The organism is Thermoanaerobacter wiegelii Rt8.B1 (assembly GCF_000147695.2).
GTDB classification, from domain to species: domain Bacteria; phylum Bacillota; class Thermoanaerobacteria; order Thermoanaerobacterales; family Thermoanaerobacteraceae; genus Thermoanaerobacter; species Thermoanaerobacter ethanolicus.
Genome location: NC_015958.1, coordinates 728,976 through 751,206 on the forward strand (window position 1 = coordinate 728,976; position 22,231 = coordinate 751,206).

The window sequence follows — 22,231 nt, forward strand, 5'->3', positions numbered from 1 at the left end:
GTGGTTGAAATTACAAGAGAGAAATTTGAAAGAGTAGGGCCCAATATTGAAGAAAGCCAAGCGATTGTACGTCCCAGTATGACTTATTGGCAAGATGCATGGAGAAGGCTTAAAATGAATAAAGTTGCAATGGCATCTTTGGTGTTTCTTATCTTATTGGGCATAATGGCGATTATAGGTCCTTATATGCTACCTTACAAATATTCTGACCAAAACCTTATGATGACAAACAAACCACCATCTGCTGAGCATTGGTTTGGTACGGATTATCTTGGCAGGGACTTATTTGTGAGGACGTGGATGGGAGCGAGAATATCCCTTACTATAGGTATTGCAGCGGCTTTACTGGATGGCATCATTGGTGTAATTTACGGGGGAATTTCAGGATACTTTGGAGGACAAGTTGACAATGTTATGATGCGTATTGTGGATATTTTGTATGGAATACCCTATCTCATATTAGTTATCTTGCTTATGCTTGTTATGGGACCTGGCATTGTTACTATAATTACTGCAATGGTTATAACAGGTTGGGTTGGAATGGCAAGGCTTGTAAGAGGACAGGTTTTGCAATTAAAAGAGCAGGAATTTGTGTTAGCAGCAAAGACTTTAGGTGCTTCTCCTGTAAGAATAATTTTAAAACACTTAATCCCAAACACTTTAGGTCCAATAATAGTTTCTATAACTTTTGACGTTCCTGCGGCAATTTTTACAGAAGCATTCTTAAGTTATATAGGTCTTGGCGTGCAGCCTCCTTTAGCAAGTTGGGGAACTTTAGCTAATGATGCTACCAATGTTCTTTTGATGTACCCATATCAGTTGTTCTTCCCGGCATTTTTCATAAGTATGACAATGCTCTCTTTCAACTTATTAGGTGATGGTTTAAGAGATGCTTTGGACCCAAGGTTGCGCAAATAAGGAGGAATTGACATGGAAAAAAAGGAAGTATTGTTAGAAGTAAAAGATCTGGAATACTCTTTTGACACATATGCCGGGGAGGTTAAAGCAGTAAGAGGCGTAAGCTTTGAAGTGTATAAAGGAGAAGCGTTAGCGATTGTTGGAGAATCTGGCTGTGGTAAGTCTGTTACAATGCATGCTGTAATGAAACTAAACCCTGAACCTCCAGGAAGATTAAAAGGTGGAAAAATTATATTTGACGGAAAAGATATAACTAACTATACGGATAAAGAGATGCAATCAATAAGAGGTTCAAAAATTGGCATGATATTCCAAGATCCTATGACTTCTTTAAACCCTACAATGACAATAGGGAATCAAATTGCTGAAGTAATTTTAAAACATGAAGATGTGACTAGATCAGAGGCTATGAAAAGGGCTAAAGAAATGTTAGATATTGTCGGCATCCCTAATGCTGAAAAGAGAATTCATCAATATCCTCATGAATTTTCGGGCGGCATGAGACAGAGGGCGATGATTGCTATTGCCCTTGCTTGTAGACCTAAATTATTAATTGCAGACGAACCTACTACAGCCTTAGACGTTACAATACAAGCCCAGATTTTAGATTTGATGAAGGATTTGCAAAAACAGTTTAATACTTCAATAATTATCATTACTCATGACCTTGGAGTTGTCGCTGATATAGCTGATAGAGTTGTGGTAATGTATGCAGGAAAAATTGTAGAAAGAGGAACTTTAGATGAGATATTCTATCATCCCCAGCATCCTTATACGTGGGGATTGTTGAGGTCTGTTCCACGATTAGATGCCAAAAACAAGGAAAGACTTGTACCTATAATTGGTACGCCACCTGATTTATTTGCACCACCTGTTGGTTGCCCTTTTGCAGCAAGATGTGACTACGCTATGAAAATATGCTATGAAGCTCCGCCAGAGGTGACTAGAGAATCAGAGACTCATCAAGTTGCTTGTTGGCTTAAGCACCCCTATGCTCCCAAAGTTACCAATCCGTTCGAAATGGGGGTAGCAGCAGATGAGTGATAACAAGGTTTTATTAGAAGTTAAAAATTTAAAAAATATTTTCAAGTTAGTGGCGGTATTTTAAAAGCTGTAGATGATGTAAGCTTTACCATTAAAAAAGGAGAAACGTTAGGTTTGGTGGGAGAGTCGGGGTGTGGTAAATCTACTACAGGTCGTACGATAATAGGATTATATGAGCCAACGGCAGGAGAAATAATATTCGATGGAGAAAAAGTTAACCATCTAACTTACGAAGGAAGAAAGAAATTTGCCCGAAGAGCGCAAATGATTTTCCAAGACCCCTATGCCTCTTTAAATCCCCGTATGACGGTTGGGGATATCATTGGTGAAGGAATTGACATTCATGGGTTATATACTGGAAAAGAAAGAATGGAAAGAATATATCAACTTTTAGAGATGGTAGGGCTAAATAGAGAACACGCTAATAGATTTCCTCACGAATTTTCAGGTGGTCAGAGACAAAGAATTGGTATAGCGAGGGCAATGGCTATAGAGCCAGAATTTATTATAGCTGACGAGCCTATATCTGCTTTAGACGTTTCTATACAAGCTCAGATTGTAAATCTTTTGATGAATTTGCAACAAGAAAAAGGCCTTACCTACTTATTTATTGCTCATGACTTGAGTATGGTAAGGCATATAAGTGATAAGGTTGCTGTAATGTATTTAGGAATGATTGTGGAAATGACTAGTAGCGCCGAGCTTTACTCTAATCCCCTCCATCCTTATACTCAGGCACTTTTGTCAGCTGTACCTATACCTGACCCTAAAGTAGAGAGAAAAAGAGAAAGGATAATACTTGAAGGTGATGTGCCAAGCCCAATAAATCCACCATCTGGTTGTAGATTTAGAACGAGATGCAAATATGCGATGGATATTTGTAAAGAACAAACTCCACCCCTTAAAGAAGTAGGTAGCAGCCATTTTGTTGCTTGCCATCTTTTCAATAAATAAAAAGGCACTTGCAGTGGGTGCCTTTTTTACATAAATTTTTAAAAAAGAAGGGTAAAATGAGTAAAAGGTTTTTAGCGGCTTTATTAATTATAATAGTTTCAATTGCTATAATTTTTTATCATTTTTATGAATATCTAAAGATTTTTGCAAGCAATCCTTCTGATATGTGGAGCAGAGAGTTAGCTATTGGTGAAAAAACTTAAATATGCCTTCTCATCTTTTTTGGGATGGTAATATTAAATACTTGGAAAAACCACCCGTTTCTATCCAGGATAAAAACAATCCCTTGGGAGTATTTAATATATATGGCTCAGAAGCCCATTTACCTTCTTTAGGTAAGTGGTGTACGTAGCTTAGATTTACAAAATGCTTTAAGTTTTTCAGTTTTTTCTCTTTCTGCTGCTTTGCTTTTGGGATTTATTATGATATTTTCATTTTCGTTACCAGTTTATGAGTGGTTTTTATTTGTCATGTTTTTTGAACCCAAGAAATTCAAAAATAAGTCGATTAATTCCTTTTACATAGGAATGTCTTTATATGGTGTTGGGAAATATTTATTATATCCACCTCAGCCTATAAAAATGAGTATGATTGAAGCTTCTTTCCCGTATAACTTAAAACTCATACCTATATTGACAGTGCTTTTGTCATTTATTTTTGTCAAAATGTATTTTGGAGAGAAGAAATTTAATTCTAATTTTGCAGCATAGCTGCTAAAAAATTCCTATTTTATTAAAAAAGGCGCATAGAATAAATTGGTAAATAAAGCATCAACAATTATAAGGAAAGTAAAAGTTGCTGCTATTTTTTTACTGGAACATAATAAGCACAATTTATTTTCATGTTTTCACTATTTAAATTGTCTTTATTGTAATTATCATCAACAAAACTATTGTTCTTTATCATTTGTGAGAGGTCAGATAAAGTGCATTTTCCTTCTTTTTGATAAATACAATCGGCTGTGCAATTTATATTAGTCACAAGTGCCACCTCCATTTTTTATTTTTCCTAAAACTCAAAAAACTAATCCATTTAACCGATACAATATATGTAATTACTAATAAAGTTAAGAAATTGTAATGAGTTTGTAATCATTTTGTAATATTAATGTATTATGATATATTTAAAGTCGAATTTTTTCACAAAAAGGGGGGCTTTTAGTGAAAAAAATAGCATTATTTGTTGCAATGGTTGTAGCAATTTTAGCCTCATATAGTATGGCTTTTGCATATAAGAACACTATTTTAGTAGATGGAAAGCCCTTTTATTACAATGTTCCAGATATCACAATTAAAGTAGCTGGCCAAAATTTTGACACTGGAAAGACCCCGCCTTTGATTTTAAAAGACAGTACATTAATTCCTGTGAGAGTAATCTCGGAAAAAGGATTCGGAGCTAAAGTAGAGTGGGATGACAAAACTAAATCTGTTACTATAACAAAAGATAAAACTGTTAGACTGACTATTGGAAGTGACGTTGCCTTAGTTGATGGTAAAGAAGTTAAGTTAGTAGCTCCTGCGCGAATAATAGGAATTGGCAACGAAGGATATACATATATTCCTTTTAGGTTTTTGTTTGAAACTTTTGGCTACAAAGTAGAATGGGACCAAAAAAATTACCAAATAAATGCCGCCTCTCCACCTAAAATTGCAAATATAACTAGCTTTACTACAAGTTATAATAACGGCGTATTTTCCGTAAATATCACAGCGGATAGTCCCATAAAGTATAGTCAAGGAGTTATAGAAGATCCAGGGAATATTAGAATTTATGTGGACATAGAAAATGCCATATGGGACAAAGGAAGAATAAATATACCAATTAATAAGAAAAGTCTTGTAAATGCAGTAATTGCACAGAACCAAACACAACCTGTCCCTAAAGTGCGGGCAGTGATATATTTAACAGATGTAGTCCCTTATAATATTACCAAATCGCAGGATAGTACCAATTTAACTATTTCATTTGATATTGGTACAAGCTATGTAACAGGAATAAGTTTTGCAAAAGAAGGTGATTATGATAAAGTTATAATCAATTGCGATGCAGAGCAGTTTAATACTCAAAAAGTTGGAGATAATAAGATAGTTGTTGACATATCAGATGCTATTCTTAAAATGCCAGATGGAAGTAAAGCTGGTCAGATACCAGTGCAAGGAAATGTTATAACGGCTATAAGGTATTCACAGTATAACAACGATACAGTGAGAGTGGTGGCAGATACTACTGGGAAAGCAGATTATTCTGTAAAAATAATCGATAAAAACATTATAATGTTGGTCTTGAAGTCTCAGCCGAATGAAATGCCTCTTATTTACATAGATCCTGGCCATGGTGGAAGTGACCCTGGTGCGATAGGAGTAGGTGGTTTAAGAGAATCTGATGTAGTTTTAGGGATTGCTCTTAAGCTAAATAGCCTTCTCACAAAAGGTGGATTTAGAACCACGATGTCTAGAGATTCTGATGTATTTATAGACCTTGTTACTAGGTCACAAGAAGCGAACAATGCGGGAGCTGACGTATTTATAAGTATACACACCAATGCTTTTGGGACTCCAACTCCTAAAGGCACAGAAATATGGTATTATCCAAATGGATACAAGGGAGACACAAGAGACAACAAGACTTTTGCTCAAATCATCCATGACAACTTAATGAAAGAGATAAACACTGTAGACAGAGGGCTTAAAGAAGGGCCTAATTTGTCAGTGTTAAACAAAACAAAAATGCCGGCAATACTTATCGAAACAGCTTTTATAACCAATCCTGATGATGCAGCTTTGCTTCAGGACGATGCCTTCCAATGGAAAGTAGCTCAAGGAATATATAATGGCATTGTAGAATATTTTAAAAAATTAAAAGAGGGATCTATCTCTGCAACTGTTTCTAATTCTGTATATGATACAAATAATACAAATAGCAATCCATAATTTATCTGGTTTTTTAAACCAGATTTTTTTGTCTTTATGTTCTTGTAAAATATTAATAAAGGTTTTAAAATAATATTGAGCGATAAAAACAATAAAGCAGAATAAATTAACTTTAAACTATTTTTATTAAATGAAAGGGTTGAAGAAATGAACAGGATTGATGGAAGAGAATTTAATGAACTGAGACCTATAAAAATTACGAGAAATTTTAATAAGTTTGCTGAAGGTTCAGTGCTAATTGAGATGGGAAACACAAAAGTCATTTGCACTGCCTCCATTGAGGATAAGGTACCTCCATTTCAAAAAGGTACAGGTAAGGGTTGGATAACCAGTGAGTATGGTATGTTGCCAAGAGCAACTGAAACAAGGAATCCAAGAGAAGTAACTAAAGGAAGACCTAGTGGAAGGACTATGGAAATACAGCGGCTTATAGGCCGTTCTTTAAGGTCTGTAGTGGATTTGGATGTGTTAGGAGAAAAGACTATATGGATAGATTGCGATGTTATACAAGCAGATGGGGGTACAAGAACAGCTTCTATTACAGGCTCATTTATAGCATTGGCAGATGCACTTAACAAATTGGTAGAAAAAGGTGACATCCCTAAGATTCCTTTGAAAGGTTTTGTTGCGGCTGTAAGTGTAGGAATTGTGGAGGGAAATGAGCTTTTAGATTTATCCTTTCAAGAAGATTCGAATGCATTAGTAGATATGAATGTAGTTATGACAGACAAAGGAGAAATTGTAGAAATACAGGGAACAGGTGAAGGCGGACCATTTACAAAGCAGAATTTGACAGACCTTTTAAGCCTTGCAGAATATGGGATTGAACAGATTATCAAAATTCAAAAAGAGGTTCTTTCTGATATTGTCGATAAAATAGGAGTTGATTCAGTTGAAAATAATAATAGCAACCCACAATCCTCACAAAACTGAAGAAATAAAAAATTTTTTTAAAGGCTATCCTGTTGAAATTTATTCTATGGCAGACTTGGGTATAAAAGAAGACATAGAAGAGACAGGAAATACGATTGAAGAAAATGCTCTTATCAAGGCTCGCTTTTTAAAAGAAAAGGTTGAGGGAATTATTATAGCTGACGATACAGGATTGTTTGTGGAGCATTTAAATGGACAGCCTGGAGTATATTCAGCAAGATTTGCTGGTGAAAATGCTACCTATGAAGATAACAACAAAAAATTATTAAAACTATTAGAGGGCGTTCCTTACGAAAAAAGAAAAGCTTATTTTAAGACAGTAATAGCAGTGGTAGAAAGGGAAAAAGAAACTTTATTAGAAGGTAAATTAGAAGGGCACATTTTAGATCATCCTCGAGGGAAAAATGGTTTTGGATATGACCCAGTTTTTTATGTCGATAATTTAGGAAAGAGTTTGGCAGAACTTACTATGGAAGAAAAAAATAAGATAAGTCATCGAGCTGATGCTCTTATGAAGTTAAAAAATTATATTTTAAAACGTCTGGAGGAAAAATAAATGGTTTTAGCAGTTATTAGCGACACACATGGTATATTTGCGCTGGTTAGAAAAAAATTGCGGGAGCTTAAAGGAATAGATTATCTTATTCATTTAGGAGATAATGCTTCAGATGCTATTCAATTATCTCAAGAGTTTGGGATTCCATTAGAGTATGTTAAAGGGAATTGTGATTTCCCTACAAAAGATGAATTGGAGAAAGTAATTGAAACAGAAGGCCAAAAAATCTTGTTAACTCATGGACACAGATATTATGTTAAATACGAGTATCAAACGATTTTAGATAGAGGAAGAGAATTGGGAGTAAATGCTGTATTTTTTGGGCATACTCATATTCCTATGATTTCAAAACATGAAGATATTTTACTTTTAAATCCAGGCAGTCCTTCTTTGCCAAGAGAAGGTGCAAAAAAAACTATAGCATTAGTGACAATTGATAAGACTGGTATATTCCCAAGATTAGTGAATTTAGAAGAAGTCTCAGTGCTAAAAGAAGCATAGAAAACGTAAGAGTGGGGAATTACCCCTCTTATGTTTTCTATACAATTTAATCCAGAAAAAATTTTTAAAACGAGGTGTTGACAAAGATAAAGGCATCTGATATAATCTAAAAATGTCAGACGGATTAAGAAACAAGCGAGGAAAATTCTTCTGAAATTTCAAGTAAGTTAACACATGCGGGTGTAGCTCAATGGTAGAGCCCCAGCCTTCCAAGCTGGTTACGTGGGTTCGATTCCCATCACCCGCTCCAATATGCGCCTGTAGCTCAGTTGGATAGAGCAACGGCCTTCTAAGCCGTGTGTCGGGAGTTCGAATCTCTCCAGGCGCACCATTTATTGTGTGGTGGATATAGTTCAGTTGGTTAGAGCGCCAGATTGTGGCTCTGGAGGTCGTGGGTTCAAGTCCCACTATCCACCCCATGCTGGGATGTAGCCAAGTGGTAAGGCACCAGACTTTGACTCTGGCATTCGTAGGTTCGAATCCTGCCATCCCAGCCAATTATGTGACCCATTAGCTCAGGAGGTAGAGCACCTGCCTTTTAAGCAGGGTGTCCCGCGTTCGAGTCGCGGATGGGTCACCAGTTTTAAAGAGAAAAGTGAGGGCCTGAATTTGTGCGGGAGTGGCGGAATTGGCAGACGCGCTAGATTCAGGTTCTAGTGCCTAAAGCGGCATATGGGTTCAAGTCCCTTCTCCCGCACCATATAGATGCGGACATAGCTCAGTTGGTAGAGCATCACCTTGCCAAGGTGAGGGTCGCGAGTTCGAGTCTCGTTGTCCGCTCCATTTTAATTATGTATGCGCCCTTAGCTCAGTTGGATAGAGTGACAGGCTTCGAACCTGGAGGTCGTGGGTTCAAATCCTACAGGGCGCACCAGAGAAGAAAAAGCCAAATATATAAGAACGGTTCTACGTGCGCCATTAGCTCAGTTGGTAGAGCAGCTGACTCTTAATCAGCGGGTCCGGGGTTCGAGTCCCTGATGGCGCACCAGTATTTATGCGAAGTTTAAGGGTATCGATAAAATGTCGATACCTTTTTTGTATGCGAAATTAAGGATTTTCTCCTTATGTTGGGGTCCACTAATTTTTTCTGCTATTCTTCCGGCTTAGAACTTTTCCTTGTCTAAAACTGTGGATACAGAGCTTACTATAATGCTTATGATGCTCAGAAACCTCAAAAAGAGCTTATACTTCATAGCGATTTGAGGTCACAATATACAAGTACTAAATTTGAAGAATACCTCTTATCTAAAGGTAACATAAAGGGGGCATTTAGAAAATACCTACCCCAGCTCTTGACAAAGAACCCAATTAGGTGAAATTGGTTAAACAATTTTCTGATTTTTTTTTTTTTTTTTTTTTTTTTTTTTTTTTTTTTTTTTTTTTTTTTTTTTTTTTTTTTTTTTTTTTTTTTTAAAAAAAAAAAAAAAAAAAAATTTTTTTTTTTTTTTTTTTTTAAAAAAAAAAAAAAAAAAAAAAAAAAAAAAAAAAAAAAAATTTTTTTTTTTTTTTTTTTTTTTTTTTTTTTTAAAAAAAAAAAAAAAAAAAAAAAAAAAAAATTTTTTTTTTTTTTTTTTTAAAAAAAAAAAAAAAAAAAAAATTTTTTTTTTTTTTTTTTTTTTTTCCCCCCCCCCCCCCCCCCCCCAATTTTTTTTTTGTTTTTTATAAAAAAAAAAATAAAAAAAAAAAAAAAAAACCCCCCCCCCCCCCCCCCCCTTTTTTTTTTTTTTTTTTTTAAAATTTTTAAGAAGGAATTATGCTTTTTTTGTCGAATATAGTACTTTAACAGATAATAATGTAAAAAACAAAACAGTTAACTATTTATATTGTATATCTTTGCTTTTGTAAGTAAGTTATAACTTGAAAACAACTAAAAAAATTTATATTGTCTTTTTCTCAAAAAAAAAACGAAAATAATCATCCAAATTACATTAGATGATAAATCCCGGCCCGATGACCAAGAACTGCATATAAGGCTGACTTAAAGCAGACGAGTTTGTCAAACAAAACAAAGTCCAATATTGCCTGTACCCCATGCAATTTGTTTTTTAAATATTTATCAAGATAATAAGGGCGAGAAGAGTTCTTGCATTTATGGATATCACATTCCCTACGAGCTTTGATTTTTCAAGAGTTTTACCACAATAAGGACAACGGAAGATAGCAATTTTAGAATAATAGTTTTGAAGTTAATAGATATAGTCGCTTTGAGCTTACAATGAGGCAGAATATATATTTGAATATAGAATATCCATTAATATCCATTGGGGTGCCTAACACGCGGGGGTGTTTTTATGAAAATAGAATTAAGTGATGTTTTGAAGAAAATAGGGGTTATTGTAGAAATTTCGGATGATGAAATGATTGCAACCTTAAAAAAAACCCTTTTTTCTTCTTGGGATAATGTAGATATTCATGAATTTTTAAATATACTGGAAAGCGATCTTCGTAAGAATGGAATTATAGTGAGTGTAGATAAAAGTGCGTTAATTAGTGTATATACCCAAAATAAAAAAGAAGCAGTAATAGCAAGAGGAATACCATATAAAAGTGGCAGGGATGGTTATCTGGAATTTATTATAAATATCAATAAACCGAGAATTCTTTATACCGAAACATCCTCTGAAGAAGATATATTTAAGATGGCAAGTATACCCTTTGCAAGAAAAGGTGATGTTATCGGAAAACTACATAAACCCATAAAAGGTGAAAATGGAATTAGCGTAAGAGGTAGAATTATACATGCACCGCCTGTAAGAGATGTTGAAGTAAAAATTCTCAGCGATTCCATAGTTTTTAAAGAAGATGAAGATAAGATAGTTGCGATAGCTGACATAAGACCGGTTGTACATAAAAAAGACGAAAATGATAAAGTTGTATATTTATTTAATTCTATTCCCATGTTAATTTACGAAGGAAGTATCACGAAGAATTCAAGGCCTGTAACATTCGATGGTGATGTTATAATAAACGGAAATGTCGAAAAAGGTAATCAAATAATTGCTTCAGGAAATGTTCAGATATTTGGTTCAGTTTACGAATCAGTAGTTCAGGGAGGGCAAAATATTATTATCCATGGCGGAATTGTTGATAGCCAGTTACATGCCGGTTTTTTACCAGGAAACATTTTTGATAAAATAGAACTTCACGCCGTAAATCTTATTGTTGAGAAATTATCGGCAATTTTTGTCCATATTAAAGAACTACCAACGGTTATGAATAATTCCAGACATTTAAGCGAGAAAATCAAATTAATCGAAACCTTAAAAGAAGAGTTAAAAACATCATCAAGAGAAATAAGTATGATACGCAGTTCAAATGTACTTCAAAATCTTCTAGAGCATTTAAAAAGTCTCGTTAAAACGCTCAACAACATTTTGGATTACGATATTATTGGTCTTATAAAACATTTGAATTCATTAAAAGAAATTTATGAAAAAATCCTCTTCATATCAAGGATTTTAGCCGAGGAACATGAAAACAAGGGGCGTATACTTGCAAAATGGGTTCATGACAGCAAAATTTATGCTATGAAGGACGTAATTATAACCTCAGAAGCAGGTTGTTATAACACAAAAATTTCTACAAATGGTTCAGTTTCCATTAATGGTAAGGTTAAAATGAGCACGATCGAATTTGACAAAAATATCTTTGTAAAAGAAGCCGGATCGCACGGCGTCGGCAGTTACGTATTATTAAAGGGAAGTAAAAATTCAATAGTAAAAATCCTTTACGGCTATGAGGGAGTCGAATTATACTTTGATAAAATAGGCTACAAATTAAAAAATGGTGAAAAAATAAAATTATATTTAGACAAAGATGAAAAAGTCGTTGAAGACATTATTTAAAGAATAGTTGTCCAGAAAGGAGAAATTAATGGCGAATGAAGGAGAAGTTACCTAGTCAGAAGAAAAATAAGAGTTTTATTGAAGAATCAAAGAAATCAATTGCTTATCTTCAGAAGAGAGAAGAATTTTTAAGCAGAATTTTTGAAAACGAGCAGATGCTTATAGTAGTCTGGGCATTGGATGGTAGAGTAGTTTGGTTCAACAGATATACCCAGGCTGTAATTGGTATAGCGGTCGAAGAACAAACAGAGAGGATAGATGTAAGTTCAATAATTCCCAGGGACACGATAAGTCGTATAAAAGAAAATTTGGACGACATTGGATATAAAGGTATTCATTACAAATGTGAAAATCCGATGGTTTTGAAGGATGGCAGACAAATTTATATTATGTGGCATAACAGTATTATTTGGGATGATGAAGGAAACAGGTATGTTGTTTCAACTGGTATAGACATTACAGACCTAAAGAATGCTGAAAGGAGACTTGAAGAAGCAAATAATAACCTTGTTGCTTTAAACGAGGAATTGATGGCTCAACAGGAAGAGCTCTCTGCAATGAATGAAGAACTTATGGCCCGGGAAGAAGAGTTGAGGCAGAACTTAATTGAAATACAAAGGCAGCAGGAAGAATTGAAAAGAAGTGAAGAACGCTACAGATTGGTAGTTGAAGGAGCAAGCGATGGACTATGGGACTGGGATTTGATAACGGATACGGCATACATATCCGAGAGGTGGAAGGATATCATTGGCTTTGATAAAGAAGTAATAAGCAACTACCGTGAAACATGGACTAAATTCATCCATCCCAGAGATGTTAAAACCGTCATTAATAATCTACGTAATCATCTTGAGAAAAAGACACCATTTTACTTATGCGAATACAGGATCAAAATAAAAGACGGTAGATATATTTGGATTCTAAGCAGGGGAAAGGCATTGTGGGATGAAGATGGCAGAGCCATAAGAATGGCAGGGTCACACACGGATATTACTGAGCGGAAACAGATGGAAAGCAAGTTAAAATACATGGCATTCTATGATCCTTTAACTGGCCTCCCTCGCCGGGAGATTTTTATGGATAGGCTCAAAATTGCCATGGCAGATGCAAAAAGGAATGGGAAGAAACTTGCAGTGTTTTTTGTCGACCTTGATAATTTCAAAACAATCAACGACTCCCTGGGACATCATATAGGTGACAGGCTATTGAAAAAGATTGCCAAGAAACTGAAGGCGTGTCTGCGTGAATCAGATACGGTATCCAGAGTGGGCGGTGATGAGTTTGTCATTTTGTTACCTGACATAATTAATATGGACGATACGAATAAGGTTGCAAACAGAATATTGGAACTTTTCAACCAACCGATAAAGTTCAATAATCATGAATTGCATGTCACTATTAGCATAGGTATTGCCATATATCCTGACCATGGAAAAAATGAAAGAGTTATAGTCAAAAATGCAGATATAGCAATGTACAGGGCTAAAAGAGATGGAAAAAATGGTTTTCAATATTTTGACAGCATTACGAGAAAAGAAGTCGAAGTTGCCAGCACAATAAGAAGAGATTTAAGGTTGGCTTTGGAAAAAGGCCAGTTCTTTTTGTGCTATCAGCCTCTTGTTGATATAAGGACTGGTAAAGTGACGAGTATGGAGGCACTGTTGAGGTGGCAGCATCCTAAAAAAGGACTGATCAATCCCATTCATTTTATTCCGATTGCTGAAGAGACACGACAAATAATATCTATAGGTGAATGGGTGTTAAGGGCAGCCTGCAGGCAAATGAAAGAATGGCTTAATATGGGGTATTCTGGCTTTAATGTTTCGGTGAATGTTTCAGTGCATCAGCTGCAGCAGCCTGATTTTGCAAAAGTTGTGTTTGATATACTAAACGAGATTGAACTTGAACCGAGATATTTGGAACTGGAGATTACTGAAACCATCCTTATAGAAGCAATGGAAACGGTGGTTAGAAACCTTTATCGATTGAAAGAGGTAGGGGTCAAAATAATAATAGATGATTTCGGAACGGAAAATAGTTCTTTCAAATACCTCCAAAAATTTACGGTTGATGGTTTGAAAATTGACAGGTCATTTGTGAGCGAGATAAAGGTAGAGGTAAATAAGGCTATTGTCGATGCGATTATTTTCTTGGGGCACAGGATGAAACTCGGCGTAACTGCCGAAGGTGTGGAAACAAAAGAACAGCTTGATTGTCTTATAGAGAGCGGGTGCGACAAAGTTCAAGGTTATTATTTCAGCAAACCGTTGCCTCCGGACGAGGCCATTCGAATGGTTCAGAAAGAATCCAATTACTTCATCTTTAATGCTTGGAGAAATAGAATATAAATGGACATATTACAAGTCAAGAGAAGATGGGATGGAGTAGAAAAGGATTAAAGCTGATGGCAAAATTAAGAGTGTTTAGTAAAATTTTTAAGGCAATAAAATATGAAAATATAATATAAAAAACCAATAGAAACAAGCACACGGTGAAAGCCATGATTTAAGATATTTCAGGAGTTGTTTATAAAAATTATCCTACAGTATCTTGACACTATCTTTGATAAAAAAGTACTTGAAATCAAAATAAAAATGTGCTATTATAAAATCAACATGAAAATTTAATAGTGTGTGAATGAAACAAAGGCGTTTCATCCTGTATTTTAGAGGTGGCGCCTTTGTTTTGTTTTTAATATTTGTATTTTAATTAATTATCAATTTATTATGTTAATTTATAAAAATTTAAGAGGAGGAAATTACTATGGCACAAAACACTCTAAGCGACATTTTTGGTTCAAATGTTTTTAACGATTCTGTCATGAGAGAACGCCTTCCAAAGGCAACATACAAAGCTTTAAGAAAAACAATCGATGAGGGAATTCCATTAGAACCAGCAGTTGCTGAAGTTGTAGCAAATGCAATGAAAGATTGGGCAATTGAGAAAGGAGCAACTCATTTTACTCATTGGTTCCAGCCATTAACTGGAATTACTGCTGAAAAGAGGGATTCTTTCATTTCTCCTACTCAAGATGGTAGGGTAATAACTGAATTTTCTGGAAAAGAATTAATTAAAGGCGAGCCTGATGCTTCTTCGTTTCCATCAGGTGGTTTAAGGGCTACCTTTGAAGCAAGAGGATATACAGCATGGGATTGTACATCGCCCGCTTTTATAAAAGATAATACGCTATATATCCCCACCGCTTTCTGTTCGTATACAGGCGAAGCGCTAGATTTAAAAATACCCTTACTGCGTTCTATGGAAGCTTTATCAAAACAAGCTCTTCGAGTATTAAGATTATTTGGTAATACTACAGCAAAAAAGGTTATTACAACCGTAGGACCTGAACAGGAATATTTCTTAATTGACAAAAAGATGTATGATAAGCGTAAAGATCTTATACTTACAGGAAGAACTCTATTTGGTGCTAAATCACCAAAAGGTCAAGAAATGGAAGATCATTATTTTGCTTCTATCAAAGAAAGAATATCAGCATTTATGAAAGATCTAGATGAAGAATTGTGGAAATTAGGAATTCCTGCTAAAACTAAGCATAATGAAGTTGCTCCTGCTCAGCATGAACTCGCTACAGTATACAATACAGCTAATATTGCATCAGATCATAATCAATTAACAATGGAGCTAATGAAAAAAATTGCTTTAAGACATGGACTTGTATGCCTTTTGCATGAAAAACCTTTTGCAGGAGTCAATGGTTCCGGTAAACACATTAATTGGTCAATGAGCACCGATGATGGTCAAAATCTCTTAGATCCGGGACATACACCCCACGAAAATGCACAATTTTTAGTATTTCTGTGTGCTGTAATCAAAGCTATCGATGAATACGCTGATTTGGTCAGAGTAGCTGCTGCAACACCAGGAAATGACCATCGTCTTGGTGCTAATGAGGCACCGCCCGCAATTGTATCAGTCTTCCTTGGCGAACAGCTTACGGATATTCTTGAACAAATCGAAAATGGTGGTGCAACAACTTCAAAACAAGGAGGAGTACTAAAAGTAGGTGTATCAACTCTTCCTGCACTACCAAAGGATTCTACAGATAGAAACAGAACATCTCCATTCGCATTTACAGGAAATAAATTTGAATTTAGAATGGTTGGTTCTTCTTCATCAATTGCAACTGCTAATTTTATATTAAACACCATTGTTGCTGAAAGTCTATCCCAGATTGCGGATAGGTTGGAAAAGGCCACAAATTTTGATGAAGAAGTGCAACTGTTGCTTAAGGAAATTGTAAAGAAGCACAAAAGAATTATATTTAATGGGAATGGTTATTCAGAAGAATGGGTAAAAGAGGCAGAAAAAAGAGGACTTCCAAATATTCGATCAACAGTTGAAGCTATTCCTGCTTTAATTAAAGAGAAGAATGTCAAACTCATGGAAAAACATGGTGTTTTAAGCAAAGTTGAGCTTGAATCGCGATATGAGATTTCTCTTGAAAATTATATAAAAACAATTAATATTGAAGCTCTGACAATGTTGGATATAGCAAAACGGCAAATACTCCCAGCTGTAATAAATTTTGCCACAAAAATCGCAGAATCAATAAATTCTGTAAGAGCAACAGGTCTAAATGTTGATATAAGTGCACAAACCGAATTGTTAGAAGAAGTTTCTTCGCTAATGAGTGAATTTAAGAAAAACATCTCTGAACTTGAAAATGCAGTTAATGAAGCTTCAAATATGAATAGTGATTCTTATAGCAAGGCTTGCTATTACAGAGATGTAATATTCACAAAAATGGGCATTTTAAGAGAAATCGGCGATAAACTGGAAACAATCGTAGATGCAGAATTGTGGCCACTACCAACATATGCCGACATGTTATTTAACATTTAACTTTTTACAGTGTCATCTAATTGGACATAAAAATTAATATTTTAAAGTACAAAAGCAATGGCGCTTTTGCAACAGGCTAAAGCCTAAGGCAAAAGCGCCATTTTCTATGTTGGCTTAAAACAGAAAAATTTAGAGGAGGTTTATACAAAATGGTGAAGAAGATTTATTTGTTATTCTCTCTTATGTTTATGTTTTTAATTATACCAAAGTTAGTTTTTGCTTCTACAGGTAAAATCAATACAGGTGATACTGCTTTTGTGCTATTTTCTGCTGCGCTTGTTATGATTATGACTCCAGGACTTGCATTCTTTTACGGTGGCATGGTTAGTAGTAAAAATGTAATAAGTACCATGATGCAAAGCTTTATAATTATCGCAATAGTATCAATCCAATGGATATTATTTGGTTTTTCATTATCGTTCGGAAGCGATGTAGGACATATAATAGGAAATTTACAATGGTTAGGGTTGAAAAATGTAGGATTTGAACCTTATGACGCATATTCTGCAACAATTCCTTTTATGGCATTTATGATTTACCAGTTGATGTTTGCAATAATTACACCTGCTCTTATAACAGGCGCTTTTGCTGAAAGAATGAGATTTGGTTCGTTTTTATTATTTACTCTATTGTGGACAACACTTGTGTATGATCCTATTGCACATTGGGTATGGGGCAACGGAGGATGGCTTAAAAATCTTGGTGCACTGGATTTTGCGGGTGGTACGGTTGTTCATATCAGTTCAGGTATTTCAGGCCTTATAGCGGCAATTTTAATTGGAAAGCGTAAAAATGTTAATATAATTCCCCATAATATACCTATGGTTATTATGGGTACAGCAATTTTATGGTTTGGATGGTTTGGCTTTAATGCAGGAAGTGCATTAGCAGTAAATGGAATAGCTGTTAATGCATTTGTAGTGACAAATACGGCGGCTGCAGCGGCTGCGCTCGGTTGGGTTATAGTTGAATGGAAAGTAAATGGCAAACCAACACTTTTTGGTGCGGCAAGTGGAGCTGTGGCAGGACTTGTTGCAATAACACCCGCTGCAGGTTATGTAACTGTGGTATCAGCAATTATAATTGGTGCTATCGCAGGAATATTGTGTTATTTCTCAGTTAATTACTTAAAGCATAAATTTAAATATGATGATTCGCTTGATGCATTTGGCATACATGGTATTGGTGGTACGTGGGGGGCTATAGCAACAGGTATATTTGCTACAAAGGTAGTAAACCCAGCAGGTGCTAATGGATTAATATATGGAAATGTACACCAATTTATAATACAAATTATAAGTGTTATTGCGGTATATGCTTTCGCAAGCATAATGACATATGCCATACTTAAATTCATAAGTCTGTTTATGGACTTAAGAGTAAGTGAGGAAGAGGAGGAATCAGGTTTAGACATATCTCAACACGGTGAAGGAGCTTATAATAATATAGAACTTAAATATAATTATTTTAGCTATTATGATAATAATTAAAAACACAATTATCTATACAACATTGTTTAGAAAATAATATTAAACAGTAGAAATTAATATCGAATATATTTTGAAAAGTTTAAAAGGAGTGATTTGCTTTGAAGAAAATAGAAGCAATTATACGGCCGGAAAAATTAGAGATTATTAAAGACCAGTTAGGTAAATTTGATATTCACGGTATGACTGTTTATCCAGTAATGGGTTGTGGAAATCAAAAAGGTTGGACCGAGGTTTACCGTGGCAATGAATATTTTATCAATTTATTGCCTAAAGTTAAGGTTGAAATTGCAGTAGCTGATCATCAGACAGAAAAGTTAGTAAAGCTCATATCAGAAGTTGCACGGACTGGAGAAATTGGAGATGGTAAAATTTTTGTGGTGAATTTAGAAGATGTGATACGAGTTCGTACTGGCGAACGAGGTGAAAAAGCACTTTAAATAGAAAAGTTGATTGAATCTGAATAATCATAATTGTTTAACAAAGGAGAGGAGATAATGCAAGTTTTAATTATCCAACATGTAAGTCAGGAAGGACCAGGCCTTATAGCTGAAATTTTTTCGAAGAAAGGATGGAAGTTAGATATTCGCGTAATGAATCAACCTGGAGCTATTTTACCTAAAACGGTGGCTGACTATAATGCTGTGATAATATTGGGAGGTCCAATGGGAGCATACGAAGAAGAAAAGTACCCATATCTTTATCAAGTACAAGAACTTATACGCGATGCGATAGAAAGACGAATACCAGTATTAGGAATATGTTTGGGAGGGCAGCTTATTGCCAGGGCGTTGGGAGCAACAGTTAAACCTAACCCGGTAAAAGAAATTGGGTGGTATAAAATACATTTGACAGAAGCAGGGGAAAAGGCCTTTCTTTTTCAGGATTTGCCAGAAGAGTTTTGGGCTTTTCAATGGCATGGAGATACTTTTGAACTGCCTGAAGGGGCTGTTCTCCTTGCAGAAAGTGATACTTGTACTAACCAGGCTTTTGCTTATCAGGATTGTGCCTGGGCTTTACAATTTCACCCAGAAGTTACACCTATAATCGTTAGTTATTGGACTGAGATTTATCAAGAAGAACTTATAGAGTTTGCTGGACCAGGAGCAGTGGCTCAACTTAAAGAGGAGACAAAAAGGCTGTGGGAAAAGAATCAGGAAGTTTTTTCCCGTTTTTGGGCGAATTTTTGCCGACTTTTGGATGTTTAGGGAGAAGAACGAGAACAATAGAAAGAGCATTGCAGATATAAAAAAGCACCCCCACTTTTTATGCGTAGAAAGTGGGGGTGTTGTCATTCTACATATAAGTTACCTATGATGTTAAAGTATCTAACTGTTTTTTTTGCCCACTACATTTAAGTGAAGAATTAACCTAAAAATAATTTATGAATTTTTCATATTAACGTATTGCAAAATTAATAAAATATATTATAATTAACATAACACTCGTAATTTAGGAGTGATAAGCATTTTGCCACAATTTGAGGACAATTTTAAACAGTAAACATTTTCGCTTGATGCAACTTTCAAAAAAAATATTGCATATAAAAATTTTTTAAGGGGGTTATAAAATGTTGAAGGAAGGTTATGTAAGAATACCTTCGGGATGTGCTATAAGTGGCATAATTGATCGCACTGGTCGTCTATTTTCGGGGCAATCTATAGCAGATTCCATCGCGACAATGCATGATAGATCAAATGGTCTTGGAGGTGGTTTTGCTGCATATGGCATTTATCCTGATTTTAAAGATTACTTTGCATTTCATATGTTTTATGATGATTTGATAGCTAAACAGGAAACAGAGAATATTTTAAAAGCAAATTATATAGTCGCTTTAGAAGAAAAAATACCCACACGAAAAACGGCACATATTAAAAATGCACCATTAATTTACAGATATTTTGCTATACCAAGGCCAGAGAAATTGAAATTATCAGAACTGGATGAAAATGAATTTACAATTAAATTTGTATTTAATATAAACAGTAACATACCAGGCGCATATGTTTTTTCTAGCGGGAAAAATATGGGAGTATTTAAAGCAGTAGGTTACCCAGAAGATGTTGCAAATTTTTATAAATTGGAATCTTACAAAGGATATATGTGGTTGGCTCACGGTAGATTTCCAACGAATACACCAGGATGGTGGGGCGGTGCACATCCTTTTAATCTGTTAAATATCTCTGTTGTTCACAATGGCGAGCTTTCTTCGTACGATACTAATCGTAAATATTTAGAAGAGTTTGGATATATTTGCACCTTGCAAACTGATACAGAAGTTGCGGCATACATTTTCGATCTTCTATTAAGAAGACATGGTTTACCAATAGAACTTGCATGCAAAGTAGTTGCATCGCCTTTGTGGAAGCAGGTTGAAAGGATGTCACCAAAAGAAAAAATTTTATACACTAACCTGAAAATAATTTATGGGAGAGCACTCCTAAATGGTCCATTTTCAATGATAATAGCATATGAAGATGGCTTTGTGGCAATAAACGATAGGATTAAACTAAGGCCACTTACTGCTGCAAAAAAAGGCGATATGATATATGTAGCCAGCGAAGAGTCAGCAATAAGGCAAGTATGCAAAAATCCTGAAAGCGTATGGATTCCTAGAGGTGGAGAACCTGTTATAGCTGAGCTCATACGTGACAACGAAAAAGAAATGTATTCTACAAAGGAGGTTACTGCATGAGTTTAAGCTACCTTACTCCAGAATTTAAAGTACTCAGAGACTACGATAAATGCATTAACTGTAAGGTTTGTATGAGACAGTGTTCATTTGAAGTTCACAGTTATGATGAACATCTAGATAAAATGATTTCAAATGATATGAATTGTGTAAATTGTCAAAGATGTGTCGTATTGTGTCCAACACAAGCTCTTACAATTATTAAACATCCTCAAACATTTAAAGAACATGCCAATTGGACTTACGATGCTATAAGAGATATATACAGACAGGCAGAAACAGGTGGAGTTCTTCTGTCATCCATGGGAAATGATAGGCCTTATCCTGTATATTGGGATAAAATGGTTATAAATGCAAGCCAAGTTACAAACCCCTCTATAGACCCACTAAGAGAACCTATGGAGTTAAGGGTATATATAGGTAGGAAGCCTGACAAGATAGAAATAGACGAAAACCTTAATGTTAAAACAAAAATGCCTCCACAACTCAAACTTGAGACACCAATAATGTTTTCAGCAATGTCTTATGGTTCAATAAGTTACAATGCTCACGCAGCTTTGGCAAGAGCTGCTGAAGAGCTTGGGATACTTTATAATACTGGTGAAGGGGGGCTTCATAAGGACTTCCGGAAATATGGCAAAAACACAATTGTACAGGTAGCATCAGGTCGTTTTGGTGTTGATAGAGAATACCTCAATACTGCAGCGGCTATTGAAATAAAAATTGGTCAAGGTGCAAAGCCTGGGATAGGTGGTCATTTACCCGGTGAAAAGGTGAGTGAGGACATCTCGGCAACAAGGATGATACCACCTGGAAGTGATGCTATATCTCCTGCACCGCATCACGATATCTATTCAATTGAAGACCTTGCGCAATTAATATATTCATTGAAGGAAGCTACCGATTATCAAAAACCTGTTGGTGTTAAAATTGCAGCAGTCAATAATGTGGCGGCAATAGCTTCGGGAATAGCAAGAGCTGGAGCAGATTATATAGCAATAGACGGATTTAGAGGCGGTACAGGGGCTGCTCCAAAGAGAATAAGGGATAACGTAGGAATTCCAATTGAATTTGCAATAGCTGCTGTAGATGCAAGACTCCGTTCTGAAGGTATAAGACATACAATATCTTTAGTTGCAGCGGGTAGTATTAGAAACAGTGCAGACATAGTCAAAGCAATAGCTCTTGGTGCAGATGCTGTTTACATTGCAACAGCTGCTTTGATTGCTTTGGGATGTCATATGTGCCAAAAATGCCATACTGGTAAGTGCAATTGGGGAATTGCTACACAAGATCCTAACCTTGTTAAAAGATTAAACCCAGAAATCGGATATAAACGTCTTGTTAACCTTGTTCAAGCATGGAGTCATGAAATAAAAGAAATGCTTGGTGGAATGGGTATAAATGATATTGAAAGTCTTAAAGGCAATAGGTTAATGCTTCGTGGGATAGGAATGACGCAAAAGGAACTTGATATACTTGGCATTCTTGCTGCCGGCGAATAGGAG

17 protein-coding genes, 9 tRNA genes and 1 pseudogene are annotated in these 22,231 nt (G+C 35.4%); 26 read left to right on the forward strand and 1 reads right to left on the reverse strand.

Annotation, left to right across the window (positions count from 1 at the left end; all coding sequences use genetic code 11):
- The 5 genes and pseudogenes from THEWI_RS03440 (at nt 1) to THEWI_RS03455 (ending at nt 3,626) form a co-directional block, all read left to right on the forward strand.
- Nucleotides 1–918 (forward strand): ABC transporter permease, encoded by a 918-nt coding sequence (locus THEWI_RS03440; protein WP_014062458.1) that lies wholly within the window; start codon nt 1–3, stop codon nt 916–918.
- A gap of 12 nt (nt 919–930) precedes the next feature.
- Nucleotides 931–1,962 carry an ABC transporter ATP-binding protein gene (locus THEWI_RS03445; protein WP_004405396.1) on the forward strand — a complete coding sequence of 344 codons (1,032 nt, stop codon included), beginning with the start codon at nt 931–933 and terminating at the stop codon, nt 1,960–1,962.
- Nucleotides 1,955–2,916: pseudogene (locus tag THEWI_RS03450) on the forward strand (ABC transporter ATP-binding protein). Before THEWI_RS03445 ends, THEWI_RS03450 begins: the two are co-directional and overlap by 8 nt.
- A 56-nt stretch (nt 2,917–2,972) precedes the next feature.
- Nucleotides 2,973–3,119 carry a hypothetical protein gene (locus THEWI_RS14140; protein WP_014062459.1) on the forward strand — a complete coding sequence of 49 codons (147 nt, stop codon included), beginning with the start codon at nt 2,973–2,975 and terminating at the stop codon, nt 3,117–3,119.
- A gap of 219 nt (nt 3,120–3,338) precedes the next feature.
- Entirely contained in the window at nt 3,339–3,626 is a 288-nt protein-coding gene (locus tag THEWI_RS03455) for a hypothetical protein (protein ID WP_156786929.1), read from the forward strand.
- A gap of 91 nt (nt 3,627–3,717) precedes the next feature.
- Here THEWI_RS03455 and THEWI_RS03460 read toward each other — a convergent pair whose 3' ends face one another.
- Nucleotides 3,718–3,897, reverse strand: a complete 180-nt coding sequence (locus tag THEWI_RS03460) for a hypothetical protein (protein WP_014062460.1) — start codon at nt 3,895–3,897, stop codon at nt 3,718–3,720.
- A gap of 179 nt (nt 3,898–4,076) precedes the next feature.
- Between THEWI_RS03460 and THEWI_RS03465 the strand changes: the two genes are divergently transcribed.
- From THEWI_RS03465 to THEWI_RS03565, 21 genes are all read left to right on the forward strand, one after another.
- Entirely contained in the window at nt 4,077–5,846 is a 1,770-nt protein-coding gene (locus tag THEWI_RS03465; RefSeq protein WP_014062461.1) for an N-acetylmuramoyl-L-alanine amidase, read from the forward strand.
- A gap of 147 nt (nt 5,847–5,993) precedes the next feature.
- Nucleotides 5,994–6,779 carry a ribonuclease PH gene (gene rph / locus THEWI_RS03470; protein WP_003870475.1) on the forward strand — a complete coding sequence of 262 codons (786 nt, stop codon included), beginning with the start codon at nt 5,994–5,996 and terminating at the stop codon, nt 6,777–6,779.
- Entirely contained in the window at nt 6,739–7,335 is a 597-nt protein-coding gene (locus THEWI_RS03475) for an XTP/dITP diphosphatase (protein ID WP_014062462.1), read from the forward strand. Before rph ends, THEWI_RS03475 begins: the two co-directional genes overlap by 41 nt.
- Nucleotides 7,336–7,836: a metallophosphoesterase gene (locus THEWI_RS03480; protein WP_003870473.1), complete on the forward strand. Its 501-nt coding sequence runs from the start codon at nt 7,336–7,338 to the stop codon at nt 7,834–7,836.
- 176 nt (nt 7,837–8,012) lie between these two features.
- A tRNA-Gly gene (locus THEWI_RS03485) sits at nt 8,013–8,086 on the forward strand.
- A gap of 4 nt (nt 8,087–8,090) precedes the next feature.
- Nucleotides 8,091–8,167: transfer RNA gene (locus THEWI_RS03490), tRNA-Arg, on the forward strand.
- Nucleotides 8,168–8,178: 11 nt separating this feature from the next.
- Nucleotides 8,179–8,255: transfer RNA gene (locus THEWI_RS03495), tRNA-His, on the forward strand.
- A 3-nt stretch (nt 8,256–8,258) separates the two neighbouring features.
- Nucleotides 8,259–8,333: transfer RNA gene (locus tag THEWI_RS03500), tRNA-Gln, on the forward strand.
- Between the two features lie 7 nt (nt 8,334–8,340).
- Nucleotides 8,341–8,416: transfer RNA gene (locus THEWI_RS03505), tRNA-Lys, on the forward strand.
- Between the two features lie 33 nt (nt 8,417–8,449).
- Nucleotides 8,450–8,536: transfer RNA gene (locus tag THEWI_RS03510), tRNA-Leu, on the forward strand.
- 7 nt (nt 8,537–8,543) lie between these two features.
- Nucleotides 8,544–8,619: transfer RNA gene (locus THEWI_RS03515), tRNA-Gly, on the forward strand.
- Between the two features lie 14 nt (nt 8,620–8,633).
- Nucleotides 8,634–8,710, forward strand: a tRNA-Arg gene (locus THEWI_RS03520).
- Between the two features lie 38 nt (nt 8,711–8,748).
- Nucleotides 8,749–8,824 (forward strand) — tRNA-Lys (locus THEWI_RS03525).
- 1,303 nt (nt 8,825–10,127) lie between these two features.
- Complete coding sequence (locus THEWI_RS03530; RefSeq protein WP_014062463.1) at nt 10,128–11,681, forward strand: FapA family protein; 1,554 nt, start codon at nt 10,128–10,130, stop codon at nt 11,679–11,681.
- A gap of 35 nt (nt 11,682–11,716) precedes the next feature.
- Nucleotides 11,717–14,029 (forward strand): bifunctional diguanylate cyclase/phosphodiesterase, encoded by a 2,313-nt coding sequence (locus THEWI_RS03535; protein WP_014062464.1) that lies wholly within the window; start codon nt 11,717–11,719, stop codon nt 14,027–14,029.
- 415 nt (nt 14,030–14,444) lie between these two features.
- Nucleotides 14,445–16,544 (forward strand): glutamine synthetase III family protein, encoded by a 2,100-nt coding sequence (locus THEWI_RS03540; protein ID WP_003870567.1) that lies wholly within the window; start codon nt 14,445–14,447, stop codon nt 16,542–16,544.
- 149 nt (nt 16,545–16,693) lie between these two features.
- On the forward strand, nt 16,694–18,034 hold the full coding sequence (locus THEWI_RS03545; RefSeq protein WP_014062465.1) for an ammonium transporter: 1,341 nt from the start codon (nt 16,694–16,696) through the stop codon (nt 18,032–18,034).
- A 98-nt stretch (nt 18,035–18,132) separates the two neighbouring features.
- Nucleotides 18,133–18,471 (forward strand): P-II family nitrogen regulator, encoded by a 339-nt coding sequence (locus THEWI_RS03550; protein ID WP_014062466.1) that lies wholly within the window; start codon nt 18,133–18,135, stop codon nt 18,469–18,471.
- 57 nt (nt 18,472–18,528) lie between these two features.
- Nucleotides 18,529–19,239, forward strand: coding sequence for a type 1 glutamine amidotransferase (locus THEWI_RS03555; protein ID WP_014062467.1), 711 nt, complete (start codon nt 18,529–18,531; stop codon nt 19,237–19,239).
- Between the two features lie 362 nt (nt 19,240–19,601).
- Nucleotides 19,602–20,726, forward strand: a complete 1,125-nt coding sequence (locus THEWI_RS03560; RefSeq protein WP_003870571.1) for a class II glutamine amidotransferase — start codon at nt 19,602–19,604, stop codon at nt 20,724–20,726.
- Entirely contained in the window at nt 20,723–22,228 is a 1,506-nt protein-coding gene (locus tag THEWI_RS03565; protein ID WP_004397460.1) for a glutamate synthase-related protein, read from the forward strand. Before THEWI_RS03560 ends, THEWI_RS03565 begins: the two co-directional genes overlap by 4 nt.
- Nucleotides 22,229–22,231 lie beyond the last annotated feature (3 nt).